Source organism: Niabella pedocola (assembly GCF_021044425.1).
Classification (GTDB): Bacteria; Bacteroidota; Bacteroidia; order Chitinophagales; family Chitinophagaceae; genus Niabella; species Niabella pedocola.
On the sequence record NZ_JAJNEC010000005.1, the window covers coordinates 1,691,357 to 1,708,563 of the forward strand.

Genomic DNA, 17,207 nt, shown 5'->3' on the forward strand with positions numbered 1-17,207 from the left:
TTTACCAGTCGCCCACGCTACCATCCTTATAAAAGGTACGTTGTAACAGCTCCTGCTGGAACGGATATTTTTTTACCACGGCCTCATCAATCTCAATACCCAGCCCCGGTTTTTTATTGGGCAATACGATCCGTCCTTTTTCCTGTACCGTAAACCCTTCCGATACCACATCATTGCGCCATTCCACATCCTTATGTACACTTTCGCAGATGATGTAAGAAGGCGTGGCAAATCCAAACTCAATAGAAGCCGCGGTACTCACCGGCCCCTGCGGATTATGCGGCGCCATCGACACCCGGTAGGCTTCTGCCAGGGCCGCAATCTTGCGTACTTCTGAGAGTCCGCCACAGTGGGTAATATCCGGCTGGATCACACTCACCGCGCGTTTTTCCAGCAGCTCACGGAACGCATGCACCCCAATCAGCCGTTCGCCGGTTGCAATGGGTGTGGTAACCGCCCGCTGGATCAATGCAATATCTTCCATCGTTTCGGGCCAGCAGGGTTCTTCAAAAAAATACAGGCCGTAAGGCTCCAGTGCCTTGGCAAACTGCATGCCCATACGCGGACTGGGCCGGGCATGGCAATCCACCATAATATCAATATCATCGCCCACGGCTTCCCGCATGGCTCTTACACAGGCCTCCGCATATTTAACCGGCCGCAATCCTTCCAGCGGCATGGTTTCCGGTACAGCCATCGATTTAAAGGCAGTGAACCCTTCTTCCACAGCCTTCTGCGCCAGCTCGCCAAAACGCGTTGCATCGTCCGGCGCAGTTTCGTAAAAATCTTCCATACGTCCGCCGCCCAGGTGACAATACAGGCGGATATAATCGCGTACACGTCCACCCCAAAGCTCATGACAGGGCACGTTGTGAATTTTGCCCGCAATATCCCAGAGGGCAATGTCGATGCCGCTGATCGCCGTGCCCCGTACCACCCCGTTGCCATGCCAGAAGTGCTGACGGTACATCATTTGCCAGAGGTATTCGATCCGCCGCGGGTCTTCGCCAACCAGGAGTTCGCTCAGATCCCTGATTGCCCCAACCACGCCTTGCGTATGCCATTCCAGTGTGGCTTCACCCCAACCCCAGAGCCCCGGCTGATCGGTCACCACTTTTACAAAAATCCAGTTACGCATGCGTGCATGGCACACCAGCGTTTCAATCGCAGTTATCTTCATAATCGCTTTTATAAGTTTTTCAGCACGCTTTCGGTTGCTTCCAATGTTTGCTCAATATCAGCAATAGTATGTGCATAAGAAATGCTGCCCTGTTTGATCGCAGACGGGAAGTTGAAAATTCCTTTTTCAATTAACCGCTTCCGGTAGCGGGTATCCAGCTCAAAGTTGTGATGCTCCAGGATATCATGATAATGCACCGGCGCATGATCCATAAAATAAGTACAAAAAGCAGAACCCTGCCGCGCTACATAAAAAGGTACACCCAATTTAGGAAAAATTTCATTATACCCTTTTTCCAGCATCGCACCCAGTTGCTCTACATGTGCATACACCCCAACGGCAGGATCCGCCAGCTTTTCCAGCGTGGCAATTGCCGCTGCGGTGGTCAGCGGAAATGCATTAAAGGTTCCGGCGATCATTACCCGTTCTTCTTTATCAGGATGTACAAAGTAATCCATGTATTTCTTTTTGCCGGCGATCACCCCCAGGGGATACCCGTTGGCAACGGCCTTGCCAAATGTAGAGAGATCGGGAACGATATTGCAGATGGACTGGTAACCGCCCAGTGCATGACGGAAACCGGTTTTTACCTCATCAAAGATCAGCAGGAAGCCATGTTCGTCTGCAAGCGCACGCAGTCCCTCCAGGTATCCTTCCTGTGGTTTTACAATACCAATGTTTTGCAGGATAGGCTCCAGCAGTATACAGGCAACCGGGTATTGACGCACCATCAACTCCACGCTCGCCAGATCGTTAAAGTTTACCACATGCACCAACGCCTTATGTGCTTCGGGTACCCCGGCACTCAATCCATCAAAAGGATATTCCCCGGCACTTTGAAACGGTCCTACGGCCTCCTTCGGACTGATAACATTACAGGCCACATCGTTATGCCATCCGTTATAGCCGCCCTGCATCACGATCACATGATCTCGTTTTGTAGCGGCACGGGCGATCCGGATGGCATGATAGGTTGCCTCCGATCCGGTAGTGGTGATCTGGATACTTTCAGCCGTGGGTACGCATTCACAAAATAGCCGCGCGAAGGCTCCTTCCAGTAAAGTAGGGCCTGCACCCATTAACACCTGTTCTTCCCGCAGGGTTTCGGCCACCGCCTGATTTACGTCCGTATCATTGTGCCCCAGGAACGAAGCCGCAAATCCCGCCTGGTAATCGATGTATTCATTTCCGTCAGCATCCTGTACGCGGCTGCCTTTACCTTTCACAAAACAGATATTCGGGTCCGACTTCCGGTTTAACGAAACGATACCTCCCGGTATCCATTTTTGATTTTCCGCCAGGATCTGAGCGGAGTTGACATTTTCTTGCATAAATAACTAATGATTAAATTGTAATGCATTTAGCAGGCAATCTGTATGTTTAAAATATATATTGTTGGTTATAAACATATTAAGCAATCACATCAATTAGGTCTACGGTTTAAGTAGTTTTCTGTATACTAATTTAGTGCAAAAATGTATACATTTATGATATTATCCTAGCTTTTTATAAAAAAAATATGCGTACACTCATCAACAACATTGCATTTCCGGAAGGACCGGCTTTCGACCGGGAGGGCGCCATCTGGCTGGTTGAAAAAGAAGCCGGCAACCTGATCTGCTATAAGGACAACCAATTGTACCGGTATTTTGTAGACGGAGCACCCAACGGCATTGCCATTGATACAGACAACCGGCTTTGGTTTTGCGATTCGAAACAGAACAGCATCCGTACGTTTGATCCTGCAACCGGTACAACGAATACCATAGCTGACCAGTTGGATGACCAGCCATTGAAAATGCCGAATGATCTTGCCTTTGATCCGAAAGGCCGGCTTTTATTTACCTGTCCCGGCGACCGGTTGACCGATGGAGAAGGTTATGTATGCTGTTTAACCCCTGAAGGAACGGTTTTAAAAATAAGAACAGGCATGTACTACCCGAACGGACTGGCATTTAACCGGGAAGGCACCCGTTTATATATCGCGGAGACCGGCACCCGGCTGATCTGGAAGTTTTGCTGGGATGCGGATACCGCCCTGCTTTCACAACCCACGATCGTAGCCAACACCGGAGGCACCGTAGGCCCGGATGGTATGGCACTGGATGAAGCCGAAAATATCTATGTAGCCGTGTATGGTGCAGGGGTCATTCAAAAAATAAGCCGGGATGGATGTGTAACAGCGGCGATCCCTTTACCGGGAACAAATCCTACCAACTGTGCCCTGGATCCCCGCGGCAGTGAGGGACTGATCGTTACCGAGGCGGAAAAAGGTATGTTATTGCAGATACCAATTGATGCAAGGGGTTTGCTATAGACCACCTGTCCGCCGGATCATGTTAGCGCATCATTTCTTTTGCTATGGTAGCAGCTGTTCCAGCTTAAAGTTCAAGGTTGTGCCTCCGTTTGAGGCCTGCTATTTATTCTCCTGATGTAGTTACGGATTTCGACAGGGTATAACATCAGTGCCGCCTGCCGGTAATACGGGTTATACCAGTGAATAATGACTGGAAGAGCAGGTTATCTTAAACCATTTCCAGGGCTTCATGCTCACCACGGTCCAGATGTTTTACCAGGGTATCATAGGCTTTCTGCCAATCGTCCTGTTTTAATGCATTTACAATTTCCCGGTGCTCCTTACCCGTATCCTGGTAGTCTTCCATCTGCCGGATCATAGTACCCAGCTTCATATGAAAGAGGGGGATATTACTGTTATTGTACATGGCGATCAACCGGGAGTTGCCGGTACCTTCAATGATCTTTTCATGAAATTTAATATCCGCTTCGCAGGCGCCTCCATAATATTCCTTGCTGACCATTGCGTTAAAATCATCACAGATTAATTCCAGTTCTTTGATCAGCGCCTTATTCTTTTTTGTAAAAAGGATCTTCAATGCGCCCACCTCCAGCAGTTCGCGCAGCTCACGGATATCTTTCACATCCTGCAGGGTCATCCGTTTTACAAAGCATCCGCCTTTTTCGCCAAACTCCACCAGGTTTTCACCGGCCAGGCGCATAAACGCCTCGCGAACCGCCACCCGGCTTGCATTAATCTTCTTTGCCCAGTTGCTTTCTACCAGCCGCACACCGCCTACCAGCTGGTTTGACAATATCTTTTTACGAACTTCCAGGTATACTTTATAAGCTAACGAATCTTCTTTCATTCCCATTCAGTTTTTAAAAGCGAATGCACTTTTAAGTTGCACAATTTAATTATTTCTGCCCTAAACCACCGGAAAGGCTGGTACTATTTTTAAGGATCCCTTCCTGTGCATTGTATACTCTTTGCGGCTTTAAGACAAGGCGGCCACCCTTCATTTTTAGAGAAACGGTGTGCTTGTTTTTCAGCACCGCCGCGTTAAAATTCAGTTTTCCATCCGCACCGGAAAGATTCCAGAAGCCTTCCCGCAAGCCTGCCACAATGACCTCGTATTCCTGGTCACCCGGTACTTCCAAGGTAAACGCTTCCTGCAACAAGCTTCCCGGCCGGGCCAATACCACCAGCTTATCTGCTACCTGAAACTGTACATAGCCGGCCCTTTCCGTAAACTGCAGGGGCAGTTCGGCATGTGTTTCCTCTGCCATCTGGAATACCGTAACAAAGGTTGTTTGTTTTGTTTCCTTTAATGGCGACACCAGGATGCGGGAACCCTTGGCCTCCGGCCATGCAGACCTTGCGGAATACAGATCGCCCGATACAAAGGCCGATGAATCGCCGCTTAATACCTGGTACTTACGGTCGCGGGCAGCCGGCACCAGCATGTTTACATAGGTGGTGCCTGTTCTTCCTTTCAGGCTGCTGCTGAGAATAAACCGTCCGGCTGCAACCTGTGGCCGGTTCAGGGTATTGATCTGCCATGTTTTTTTAAAAGAAGGATCCGCGCTGGTTACTTCATCCAACAACATGATCACCGCCGGCACATCGGGGCGTTTCAGATCCAGGAACAAAAAACTGCGGGAGTATTGTTCCAGTTTAGCGCTATAGGCCGCAGTAAGATCTGCATTGAAATAGCTGTACGAAGGCGCTACCGGGTCTGGCCCATAATCACAGGAACGCACAAATCCCGTATGAAACCAGGAATCGTTCAGCACTTCCGCTACGGTCCGGGGAAACCGCTGGCTGAAACGGGTGCCCCCGTCGTTGGTTTTTGTACGGAACAGCAGCGGCTCCGCCGGATCCTGTACCAGCAGCATGCTATGCGCCACCGACCGCTTGTTAAAATTAAAATCGTAGGGCGAACCATAGGACAGGTATAAACCCAGGTCACCTACCTGCATGCCATGATGATAGATCTGGATGGCGCCGGCATCCGCATGCTGGTGATTGCCAAAATGAAAACCGCCGCCCTTGATCTCGGCCACCACATTGCCACTTTCCTTTTGTTCCTCCCAGCCGGTGCGCGCTACCATGGAGCCCAGAACCGGTCCAAAGTCGAGCGTACGCGGTAAACGATTCAGTTCAAAATCCGGTTTTAAGGCCGGGTCATCCAGCAGTAAAAATAACACCGGGTTATCGGGTAAGCCTCCCTGCCGGAGAAATTGTCCTTTAAACAGCGCGTTGCCGGAGTAGGCATAGCTCAATAACATCGTTTGCGGATTCTTCCAGTAAAAACTATCGCTTTGGGCATACTTTACACTAAACATATCCCCGTCCCGCAACATTTTTCCATCGGGGGTCCGCATATACAGCCAGTAATAAGGCAGATCTTTTATATTATCATCAAATACAGGAAACCCGGTCATGCGGTAAAACAGCCATGCAGCGTGCATTTCCCAGCCAAACCGGTAACCGCCATAATCAATGCCCTGGTTATGCCGGGGCGATTGGTATTCAAATTTCCGCATCGGTACGAGTTGCTCCAGCACGGTGTAGGCTGTGTATTTGTAAGGCACCGGGTCTTCGTCATAAATAGCGATACTCATGGCCAGCAGATCCCGGCAGATCTGGGCTTCGTTCCCATGTCCGTTAACAATGCTTTCCACGCCAAAAAACGGCGGCCAGCCAATCTCCATATCCCGGGCCAGGCGCTGCATATGCCTGCGCAGGATCGTTTTCTGTTCGATGCTCAGCAGCTCATAACACCAGTCGTATACCAGTGCGGCGGTATAAATAGCGCGGCCCATTTCGCGGGAAATATCCCCATAGGTAATATTACCGAATTCCAGCATTGAAAGGTAGTGCACCATCAGTTCCACCGCTTCGGCTCCGACCATGCGGTCTTTTTCCAGCAGGAAATAAAAGGCCTTGCTTTCTATGGCCTGCTCCAGCTTTTCATTATAGCTGACCTCCCGCTGCGGATCATATGCAAAAGCGAACTTGTGCAATGCCGCCTGCCTTACCTTCATCCATGCAGACTGGTGCGCCGTATCCTGCAGGCGTTGCCGGATCACGGGAAGGGTTTCATTGTTTACCCAAAGGCGTGGGTGGGAAGCCGGTGGCAATACCCTGGGCACATAGGCTTCCGCATCTTTGGGCGGAACCGGGGGAATATACGGCTTCACAGTGATGGTATAAAAAACCAGGTTCCCGGGCAGCCAGATTTTCAGCTTTTCTTTTTTCTTCCCGAACTCAAACTTGCCCAGCTCCTGTGTACCGCCTTTATAACTATCATAAACGATGCGTTTTGTGATCCGCGCTGTGCCCAGCTGAAGATACGCAAGGCGCGTTAGCAGGCCTGTTGTATCTTCTTTTTTCAATTGTTCCGGATCCCGGGGCTGGGCTTCCGCTTCCAGTATATACCAACCCGTTGCCGGCACTTCAAGTTCCAGCTCTACATCTGCCTTCCGATCCGGATATCCATCTGTAACCGGTTCCTTCAGCGTCAGGCCCTGCTTCACAAGCCCTCCTTCCCCGGTTTTGTGCAACATGACTGCGTTTTTATTGATCTTCCCTTTTTGAAGGAAAACCACTGCCGGACGCTGCCCTATTGAAAGCAGGCCGCACAAAACAAGGGGAATGAATACTACGAACTTTTTAAACATCTTCCTGTATCAGCATCTGGCAAAGGATGCCTGTTTTCGGTTACAAAAATGATCCGGTTACCAACCCGGGTTTTGTGTAAGATTGGGATTCACATCTCGTTCCGACTGCGGTATCGGCCACAGGTAGTAGTTATCCGGGAAGCCTCTTTGCCGGATTTTAACGCCTGTAAACTCCGTCATCCATACTCCATCGACTACGTCCCTGGCAATCCGCCATCTCCGGATATCTGAGTAGCGCTGTCCTTCTCCGCATAACTCCACCATCCGTTCATGGCGTATCCGTTCACGCATCTGTTCTTTATTTAATCCGGCGGGAAGGCGGGGCATTCCTGCGCGGATCCGTACGGCATCTACGGCATCATATACACTCTGGTCCGGCACACCTGCCGATTCATTCTTTGCTTCCGCATACATTAACATCACATCCGCCAGCCGGATGAGGGGAAAATTCTGTGGCATATTGTCCTGTAAGGTATAAACCGATCCGGTTTCTACAAATTTTCGCCAGGCATAACTTCCATTTGTCCATACCGGTACATAGGCCGCCGGATCGGAGGTCACCACCGGGAACCGGTACAAATAATCGATACCGCCCTTTCCGTTAAAGGTAGACCAGGGTACCACAATGCCTTTTTGCAAACGCGGGTCGCGGTTTTCAAACAGTTTCCGCACCGAAGCTTCATCCTTCCAGTCAGCCGCGTTGTCGGGATTAAATACAGTACCCTGTGCATTTTTGAAATTCGCAAAATCGAACGGAGTACCATCCTTCATCTCATATTCATTTACCAGCTTGGGTGTGGGGCGTGTACGCTGGGAGCCGGTTGTAGCGCCCCGGGCATTACCATAATTACGGTCGGTGGCCAAACCATTCCCCTGCTGCGCCACATACTGCACATCAAAAATAACCTCGCTGTTGTTATTGCCGGCCACACGGAACAAGGTATGATAATCGCCCACTAATGTCCGGTCGCTTTTTTCCATCAGCTCCTTAAAATCTGCAGCCGCTTTTTCATATTCCTTGGCCCATAGATGTGCCTTTCCCCGCATGGCCAGCGCAGCCCATTTGGTAATACGGCCTTTATTTGCCGCGTCATAACTGCCGGGCAGCAATGCGTAGGCGTCGGTCATATCTTTCACAATAAACGCATACACCTCTTTTTCCGTATTCCGCGGCTTAAACGACTCATCCACGTTCATCGGGTAATCATAAAGCGGTACGCCGCCAAAATAATCCCAGAGTTTAAAATAGAAATACCCTCTGAAAAACGCGGCTTCGCCAAGGGTGCGGTTTTTGACGCTTTCATTCATTTGTATCTCCGGCACTTTTTTCAGCGCCGTATTTGCCCTGTAAATACCCTTATAGAAAATGCCCCAGGAGGTTGAGTAGAAGGAGGCATTGGCGGGAAATACCCCTGTTGTTAGCCCGGTAGCGAACGACTGGTAAGAAATATCGGTAAAGTCATCCATCATACCATAGATCACGATGCTGTTTGTAAATTCGCGGTTGGCGTTATAAATAGCGTTGATACCGGTTACAGCATCCTGTTCGGATTTCCAGAAATCGCCTTCCGATAATCCAACTAACGAATTTCTGTCGAGGAACTTATTGCAGGAGCCCAGCACAAGTACGGACAATGTTGCTATCATTATTTTCTTTATCATGGCTTCTTCTTTAAAATGCAATGTTTAAACCAATGATCCATTGTTTCATCAACGGATAGGAGATCCCGGAATTTTCCGGATTGTATCCTTTAAAATCAGTGAATGTAAAATAGTTCTCCAGGTCGGCATACACCCTTAACCGGTCTATTTTAAGCCTGTTGGTCATCTGGCGGGGAAACGCGTATCCCAATTGCAGCGACTTTACCCGGAAGTAGGAGGTATTGTAGAGCCAGTAATCGCTGTAAGCGGTATTCAGTGCCGATCCTGAAGTAAGCAGGCGTGGATAAATCGTCGATTTATTTTCCGGGGTCCAGCGATTCAGTATTTCCGTCCGCTGCAGATAGCCTTCGTTCAGGTTAAAGGTATTAAACCCGTCATTGCCCCAGTATTGCTTTACGCCGCCAACACCCTGCCCCACTATATTAAGGTCGATGCCTTTATAGGCAACGCTAACATTCAGTCCATACGTATACTTGGGCAGTGATGAATAATTTTTAACTACCCGGTCCTTTTCATTAAATACTTTATCACCATTGGCATCCTTATAAAGCATATCGCCCGGCTTGGGAGTGCCACCTACATAGGTACCAAAAGTATATCCATCGGCAACCAGGCGGTCGATCTCCGACTGCTCCTGTATGATCCGGTCAAATTCCAGTACATAAAAACTGGTAAAGGGTTTGCCTTCGAGGGTAATCGTTGTACCGTCAATCGAAGTATCCCCGTTAAACCGGCTTACGCTGTTGGTTACGGTAGACAGGTTTGCATTTACCTGGTACGACCAGTTTTTCCCCGCTGCATTCCGGTACGTTAACTGAAATTCCATTCCCCGGTTCTTCATTGCCGCAATATTTTGCCAGGGAGGAAGGAAGTTCCCCATTACCAGTGGAATGGGAATTTTGGTGAGGATATCCGTTGTGGTTTTGTCGAAGTATTCTGCGCTCAGCAGCAACCGGTTTTTCAGCATTGCGATATCCAGCCCGATGTTTGTAGCCGTTGTGGTTTCCCATTTGATGCGGCTGTTAGCGATCTCTTTTGGCGCCACCCCTTGCTGCATCTGTCCCCCAAACGGGTACAGGTAAGAACCGTATACAACCTGGTAGGTATAATCTCCGATCCGGTTATTACCCAGCCGTCCCCAGGAACCCCGGATTTTTATGTCATCGAATATTGTCCTTAACGGCTGTGCAAAGGGTTCCTCCAGCACTCTCCATCCTGCCGAAAACGAAGGAAAGAATCCCCACCGGTTATCCCGGGCAAACCGCGATGATCCGTCATACCGTGCATTGGCTTCAAACAGGTATTTGCTTTTATAATCGTAATTCAGCCGTCCGAAGTAAGACTGGAGCGCATCATCTGTTCCGGATCCGTTTATGGCCTCCATGTTGGTTCCGGCATCCAGAATGTAAATGGCATCGTCTCCCAGGATATCGTTCTTCTTTGCGTCGAATTTATCCATCCGGTTGTATTGCTGATCGAAACCCAGCAATGCCGTAAAATGATGAACATCCTTAATGGATTCCCTGAACCGCAGCTGTGTATTCAGCACGGTTGTATAATCTCTTCTGCTGCCGTTAAACAAGCTGTTGATGCTTGGTTTTTTGGGATACTCAAAATTTGTCTGCAGGTTCCAGAGCGAATAGGGCCGGGCATATTCCCAATTGCGGTCGTTATTATAATTGAATCCAAAGCTGCTTTCCCATTCCAGGTTCTTCAGCAGGTTTACAATGCCATAAAATTTCATCCCCAGCCGCTGCCGCTCGTATTGCCCCCGTATATTATCTACATACGCTCTTGGGTTGGCCCCTGCCGGCAAACCATTGAACATTTCGCCCCCGTAACGACCGTCTTCATACTTTGGTATAACACCTGGTGTGGTGTTTCTGATGGTTGAAAAAAAGCTGGCCACATCCAACGGATCCCTGTTCGCCCAGTATCCGAACACATTACCTCCAATGGTCAGTATCTTCCTTATTTTCATGTCTGCGTTGATCCGGAAACTATATTTGGTGTAGTCGGAATGGTCAATAATACCCTGATTCTTTAAATAGCCTAATGACAGTGCGATGTTTCCTTTTTCGCCACCTCCCCGCACAGACAGGTTATGCTCGGTAAGCAATCCTTTTTTCAACATCTCATTATACCAATCGGTATTCGGGTACAGCGGGTTCCCGGCAGCAGATTCTGTTCTCCAGGTATCAATCAGCGTTTTCGCATATTTCTCGCGCCCTTCCGATTCATTCACCAGCTCCATATGCGTAGCCATATCCGTTATGAAATCAATGTGTTTTGCCACATCCTGCATGCCCGTATACCCGTTATAATTAAAGGTGAACCTGTCCCCCCGGCCCCGCTTCGTTGTAACAAGCAGCACGCCGTTGGCCGCACGCGAACCATAGATGGCCGAAGATGCGGCATCCTTAAGGATCGACACGCTTTCCACGTCGTTTGGATTCACATCATTTAGTGCTCCGGGCACACCGTCGATGACTACCAGGGGCGAAGCATCATTCATCGTTCCTTTGCCTCTTACCAGCAGGTTGAATCCCTCGGCCCCGGGAGCCGCAGAGGTTTGTGCAATATTCAGTCCCGAGGCGGCACCCACCAGCGCAGCCGCCAGGTTCAGGTTTGGCCGGCTTGTTGCCGATTCACCAAACTTAACCACCGATACCGCGCCGGTAAGATTTACTTTCTTTTGTGTACCGTAACCCACTACCACCACTTCATTCATTTCGCTGGATTGGGGTTCCAGCGTTACATTGCCCGCAGCATTTGCCGGCACCGTGAGGGTTTTAAATCCTACCAGGCGAAATTGCAGCGAATCCTCCGGGGCTGCACTGATGCGGTATTCCCCGTTTTTACCGGAGACCACCGTTTCCTTACTCGAAAGATTGCTTACTTCCACACCTGCCAGCGGCTCCCCGTTGCCGTCTGTTATCCGGCCTGTTACAACCAGCTCCACGGCCGGGTTCCGGGAATCATTCAGCGAGGAAACAGCATGTGATTCTTTTGCCTTACTCCATACGGTCTTTGAAAATGCCGGTAAACCGGTTGCAGCGTTGCCTGTTAACGCAACAAGGGGGAGTGCCCATAAAACGTACTTTCCTAAAAGCATGTTCCTGATTCTGCGTGAGTTTGGGTTCATGAATAATCGTGTTAAAAATAATTTTCCAAACAAATTAATTTTGGGCTTTCATTCCTTAGCATCAGCCATCTTGTGGCTGTTCGAAATACCGGTTCCGGAAAACAATAAACAAGAGAAATCGCAATCAAGTATTCGTTAATACTGTATACAATATTAATGTCTTTTTGTAAACAAACAAAATTTATTTTTATTTTTATATTAATTTTTCTTTGGTTAACCGAGGCAATTTTAAATATCACATACAACTGAAAATCAATATATTAAGATACAATCCGCCTAGAGACAGAAAAAACCAACTAAAAATATGTATACAAAATAATTCAATTTTTGTATATAAAATTAAATAATTAGATTTGGTTCGGGAATCATAAAACAACGCTTAAAATTCCACACTATGCGGCTTGCAGCATTACCTGTTTTATTATCTGTGGCAGCTCTTTTCGCCTCCTGCCATATCGAAAAGAAAAAAGAACCGCCGGTATTGAATACGATCCAACTCGGTCAAACAGCAGTATCCCTAACCAGGGTAGCAGACCACCTGGAGGTGCCCTGGGACCTGGAGTACGACCGGAAAGCACATGCCATCCTGTTTTCCGAGATCGCCGGTGTGATCAAACGGCTGGACCTGAATACCCATCGGGTTTCTCCGGTGGCACGGATAACGGAGGTATATCATCAGCGCACCACAGGGCTGCTGGGCATGGCCCTGTATCAGCCGGAACAGGGACCAGACTTCCTGTTCCTTTCCTATACCAGCAAAACAGGCGACAGTATTTATTCAAACCTGTTACGCTACACGTACAATAACGGTAAGCTGGAAGCCCCGCTGCGCTTGCTGCGCATCCCGGGCAGTACCGGGCATAACGGTTCCCGCGTAATGGTAGCAAAAGATCAAAAGATATACTGGGCTACCGGCGATGCCGCCAGCGATACCTTTGCCCAGGACAGCACCGCACTGAACGGTAAGATCCTGCGCTTAAACCTGGATGGCAGCATCCCGAAAGACAATCCCATCCCCAACAGTTATGTATATGCCTGGGGGTTCCGCAATATGCAGGGACTCACGCAATCGGAAAGCGGCACCATTTATACCTCTGAACACGGAGACGCTATTGAAGACGAGATCAACCTGATAAGCCCGCTGCAGAACTATGGCTGGCCGCAGATTGAAGGAAAGCATGATACGGAAAAGGAAATTGCCATTGCAAAAAAATCACCCCGTACAGAACCGGTCAGATCCTGGACACCGGTCATTGCACCCGCAGGACTGGCCTACTATGGCGCGGATGCCATCCCTGAATGGAAGAACAGTTTGCTATTGACGACCTTAAAAAGCCAGTCGCTCAGGATCCTGCACCTCTCGGCAAACGGCCAACAGATCACCGATGAAGCGGTTCTTTTTTCCAATTACCTGGGACGGTTGCGTTCCGTACTGGTACTGCCCGATGGTACGGTTTATTTCTGTACCAGTAACCGGGACTGGAATCCGCAAAAGGGATTTCCAAAATCCTACGATGATGGTATTTATTGTTTGCAAAAAACAACGGATACAACAGCCCCCGTATTAAGGCCGCAAAAGCCGGCTGCCGCACAGAACCTTTCCGGCAAGGCATTGTATGCATCCTACTGCGCCTCCTGTCATAAAACCGATGGCAAAGGCCTGTTAAACACCTTCCCCTCCCTGGCCGGTTCCAGGCTGGTAAACGGGGATAAAAATAAACTAGTACATATATTGCTGCACGGGGCAAGCGGTAACGCTTCGGACGGCGTACATTATGATGCATCCATGCCCGCTTTTGCATTTTTAAAGGACGAAGAGATCCGGGTGCTTACCAACTATATCCGTAGCAATTTCGGCAATGCATCCGATACGATCACATTGGAAACAGTAAAAAACAACCGGTAAATCAACATGCAGACCACTCCTCCCTACAAGCAATCCTTTTTCAAAAAATGGCTTTCCATCCTGGGGCCCGGTATCATTACAGCCGCGCTGGTATTTGGTCCCAGTAAGATGACCATTACCTCCAAAATGGGCGCCGATTATGGTTTCAGCCTCCTCTGGGTAATTATAGCCGCCATCTTTTTTATGATGGTCTTTACCAATATGGCCGCACGCATCGGTGCGCAAAGTGATGTTTCGCTGTTAACCCTGATCCGCAATAAATTCGGGAAAGCCACGGCGGCCATCATCGGCATCGGCATTTTCCTTGTGGCCACTTCCTTTCAATCCGGTAACGCCACCGGTATTGCGCTGTCCCTCTCCGAATCCATGGGTATCCCTCCTAAAATCAGCATCCTCGTTTTTACCCTTATCGGTATCCTGCTCCTGTTCTTCCGCTCTTTTTTCCTGGTGCTGGAAAAACTCATGCTGGCGCTGATCATTATCATGCTGTTTGCCTTTCTTTCTACAGCCGTAATGCTGCAGCCATCGTTTACAGAAATCACTGCAGGCCTGGTGCCGCGTATCCCGGACGGATCCCTGGGCCTCGTGATTGCTTTTACAGCCTCCTGTTTTTCCATTGTAGGTGCACTGTATCAAAGTTACCTGGTACAGGCACGGCGTAAACTATCGCCGGGACAGCAGCTTTCGGGCAATGAGATCCTGGGCAGCCGTGTAGGCATTATCATCCTGGGCCTGATGAGCGCTGCCGTGTTGACCTGTGCCGGTAATATCCTGCATCCCCAGGGCATTAAAATCAACTCCGCCGCAGAAATGGGAAAGGCCCTGGAGCCTTTACTGGGCACCTATGCTTCCCATCTCTTTTTTGCCGGGTTGTTCGGCGCTTCTTTTTCCTCGCTCATCGGCAATGCCGTATTGGGAGGCTCCCTGTTGGGCGATACATTTGGCTTTGGCAACAACCTGAACAATAAAACGGTAAAATTTTTTATTTCACTGGTAATGATCTTCGGATCGGTCATCGCCTATGTATTTGGTAACCTTCCGCTGGAGCTTATCGTATTTGCCCAAAGCATTACCATATTCCTGGTGCCCTTTATCGGCATCATCCTGTTCCTGGTAGCCAATGATCCCGTGATCATGAAAGAGCAGAAAAACAAACCCTTCACAAAAGTGTGGGCCATTACAGGGTTGGCGGTATTGCTGATCCTGGCCGCAAGTAATTTTATTAAACTTATAAAGTAACCCGTTTATGCAATCGAATGTACAAGAACTGGAAACCACGCTGCTGGCGCCTTCAGCTGCTTTAATAGAAGATCTAAAAAAAACAGATGGCGACCTGATGCTGCTGGGTGTAGGCGGCAAAATGGGTCCCAGCATGGCCCGCCTTGCGGTAAGGGCGATCCGAGAAGCTGGTCTCACAAAAAAAGTGATCGGCGTATCGCGCTTTTCATCCGGAACCCTGCGGCAGGAGCTGGAAGCCATAGGTGTGGAAACCATTGCCTGCGACCTGCTGGATGACGAGGCCCTGCCGCAATTACCACAGGTGCCCAATATCATTTACCTGGCGGGATATAAATTTGGTACCAGCGGCAACGAAGATTTTACCTGGGCCATGAACACCTTCCTGCCGGGAAGAGTGGCCGCACATTTTAAAGACTCGCGGATCGTGGCTTTTTCCTCCGGGAATGTGCTTCCGTTTGTACCCGTAACGGACGGCGGTGTTTCGGAAGAAACGGAACCGGCGCCCATTGGAGAATATGCACAATCCTGCCTGGGCCGGGAACGCATCTTCCAGTACTTTTCAAAGAAGAACGGAACACCCGTGCTGATCTACCGGTTAAATTATGCCGTCGATTTCCGGTACGGGGTGCTGGTGGAGATCGCAAAATCCGTACTGGCTGAAAAAGCAATCGACCTCACCACGGAGAACGTGAATGTGATCTGGCAGGGTGATGCCAATGAAATTGCGTTACGATCATTGCTGCATTGTACATCGCCGGCAACCGTGTTAAACGTTACCGGTCCGGAGATCTTGTCCGTGCGCTGGATTGCACAACGCTTTGGAGAATGGTTCAGCAAGGAACCGCAATTCATCAACCAGCCGGCTCCCACAGCCCTTCTCAACAACGCTTCTGCCTGTCATAAATTATTTGGTTATCCCCGCACCTCGATCCGCGAGGCCATCGATATCACGGCCAAATGGTTGCTGGAAGGCGGCGAATTATGGAACAAGGACACCCATTTTCAGGAACGAAAAGGAAATTTTTAAATGAAACCATTAGCACCCGAACTCAAAGCACAACTTCATAGCGGCCTGGTTATTCCCGCTCATCCGCTGGCATTGTTTGAAGACCGTACGATCGACGAAGCCGGCCAGCGCCTGCTTACACAATATTACCTGGCCAGCGGTGCCGGCGGCATTGCTGTTGCCGTGCATTCCACCCAATTTGAGATCCGCGATCCGGAAATCAATTTGTTTGAAACCGTACTGCAATGGGCATCCGAAGAGGTGGACCGGGCAAAACTGACAAGACCGTTTATGAAGATTGCCGGAATCTGCGGCCCCACCAGCCAGGCAGAAAACGAAGCCCGGGTGGCGGTTCATTATGGATATGATATGGGATTGCTGAGTATGGGCGGTCTGCAAGGCTGGACAGAAGCACAGATCCTGGAGCGAACCCGGATCATTGCCCGCATCCTGCCGGTATTTGGATTTTACCTGCAACCTTCCGTGGGCGGCCGGATCTTTTCTTATGATTTCTGGCGGCAATTTGTGGAGATCGAAAACGTAATGGCGATCAAATGCGCTTCCTTCAACCGGTACCAGACACTGGATGTGATGCGTGCCCTGGCCAACTCCGGCCGGAACAGCGAAGTAGCCATGTATACCGGCAATGACGACAATATTGTAAATGACCTGATGACCACGTACCGCTTCCCGGTGAACGGCCGCACAGTGGCTATCGATTTTAAGGGCGGCCTGCTGGGCCATTGGGCCGTATGGACGCAGAAGGCGGTACAACTGCTGGAAGAAATAAAACGATATAAGCACAATCCCGGTACAGCACAGGCGGATGCCTTGTTATCGAAAGCGATAAAAGTTACCGACAGCAATGCTGCTTTTTTTGACCCGGCGCATCAGTTTCACGGCTGTATTCCCGGCATTCATGAAGTACTGCGGCGGCAGGGACTGCTGGAGGGCACCTGGTGCCTTAACCCCAATGAAGTCCTTTCACCAGGCCAACAGGAAGAAATCGACCGGGTATACCGGGATTATCCTGAGCTGAATGATGACGCGTTTGTAAAGGAGTTTTTGTTGGGGCGATAAGATCATA

11 protein-coding genes are annotated in these 17,207 nt (G+C 49.5%); 5 read left to right on the forward strand and 6 right to left on the reverse strand.

Going from position 1 to position 17,207, the window contains the following annotated elements:
• Position 1 precedes the first annotated feature (1 nt).
• Positions 2-1,180 (reverse strand): galactonate dehydratase, encoded by a 1,179-nt coding sequence (gene dgoD, locus LQ567_RS14640; RefSeq protein WP_231005270.1) that lies wholly within the window; start codon positions 1,178-1,180, stop codon positions 2-4.
• Positions 1,181-1,188: 8 nt separating this feature from the next.
• On the reverse strand, positions 1,189-2,511 hold the full coding sequence (locus LQ567_RS14645; RefSeq protein WP_231005271.1) for an aspartate aminotransferase family protein: 1,323 nt from the start codon (positions 2,509-2,511) through the stop codon (positions 1,189-1,191).
• 188 nt (positions 2,512-2,699) lie between these two features.
• Between LQ567_RS14645 and LQ567_RS14650 the strand changes: the two genes are divergently transcribed.
• Complete coding sequence (locus tag LQ567_RS14650) at positions 2,700-3,497, forward strand: SMP-30/gluconolactonase/LRE family protein (protein ID WP_231005272.1); 798 nt, start codon at positions 2,700-2,702, stop codon at positions 3,495-3,497.
• Positions 3,498-3,705: 208 nt separating this feature from the next.
• Here the strand turns inward: LQ567_RS14650 and LQ567_RS14655 are convergent, their stop codons facing one another.
• The 4 genes from LQ567_RS14655 to LQ567_RS14670 form a co-directional block, all read right to left on the reverse strand.
• Complete coding sequence (locus LQ567_RS14655; RefSeq protein WP_231005273.1) at positions 3,706-4,344, reverse strand: GntR family transcriptional regulator; 639 nt, start codon at positions 4,342-4,344, stop codon at positions 3,706-3,708.
• 49 nt (positions 4,345-4,393) lie between these two features.
• Positions 4,394-7,048: a DUF4962 domain-containing protein gene (locus tag LQ567_RS14660; RefSeq protein ID WP_231005274.1), complete on the reverse strand. Its 2,655-nt coding sequence runs from the start codon at positions 7,046-7,048 to the stop codon at positions 4,394-4,396.
• A 171-nt stretch (positions 7,049-7,219) separates the two neighbouring features.
• A complete protein-coding gene (locus LQ567_RS14665) occupies positions 7,220-8,824 on the reverse strand; it encodes a RagB/SusD family nutrient uptake outer membrane protein (protein WP_231005275.1) in 1,605 nt (534 codons plus the stop codon).
• A 10-nt stretch (positions 8,825-8,834) separates the two neighbouring features.
• On the reverse strand, positions 8,835-11,969 hold the full coding sequence (locus LQ567_RS14670) for a SusC/RagA family TonB-linked outer membrane protein (protein WP_231005276.1): 3,135 nt from the start codon (positions 11,967-11,969) through the stop codon (positions 8,835-8,837).
• 394 nt (positions 11,970-12,363) lie between these two features.
• Here LQ567_RS14670 and LQ567_RS14675 point away from each other — a divergent pair, with 394 nt between their 5' ends.
• The 4 genes from LQ567_RS14675 to LQ567_RS14690 are packed head-to-tail and all read left to right on the forward strand — an operon-like array spanning position 12,364 to position 17,200.
• Positions 12,364-13,875: a PQQ-dependent sugar dehydrogenase gene (locus LQ567_RS14675; protein ID WP_231005277.1), complete on the forward strand. Its 1,512-nt coding sequence runs from the start codon at positions 12,364-12,366 to the stop codon at positions 13,873-13,875.
• A 6-nt stretch (positions 13,876-13,881) separates the two neighbouring features.
• Positions 13,882-15,114: an Nramp family divalent metal transporter gene (locus LQ567_RS14680; RefSeq protein ID WP_231005278.1), complete on the forward strand. Its 1,233-nt coding sequence runs from the start codon at positions 13,882-13,884 to the stop codon at positions 15,112-15,114.
• A gap of 7 nt (positions 15,115-15,121) precedes the next feature.
• Complete coding sequence (locus LQ567_RS14685; RefSeq protein ID WP_231005279.1) at positions 15,122-16,141, forward strand: NAD-dependent epimerase/dehydratase family protein; 1,020 nt, start codon at positions 15,122-15,124, stop codon at positions 16,139-16,141.
• Positions 16,142-17,200, forward strand: a complete 1,059-nt coding sequence (locus tag LQ567_RS14690; protein ID WP_231005280.1) for a dihydrodipicolinate synthase family protein — start codon at positions 16,142-16,144, stop codon at positions 17,198-17,200.
• The last annotated feature ends 7 nt before the right edge of the window (positions 17,201-17,207 follow it).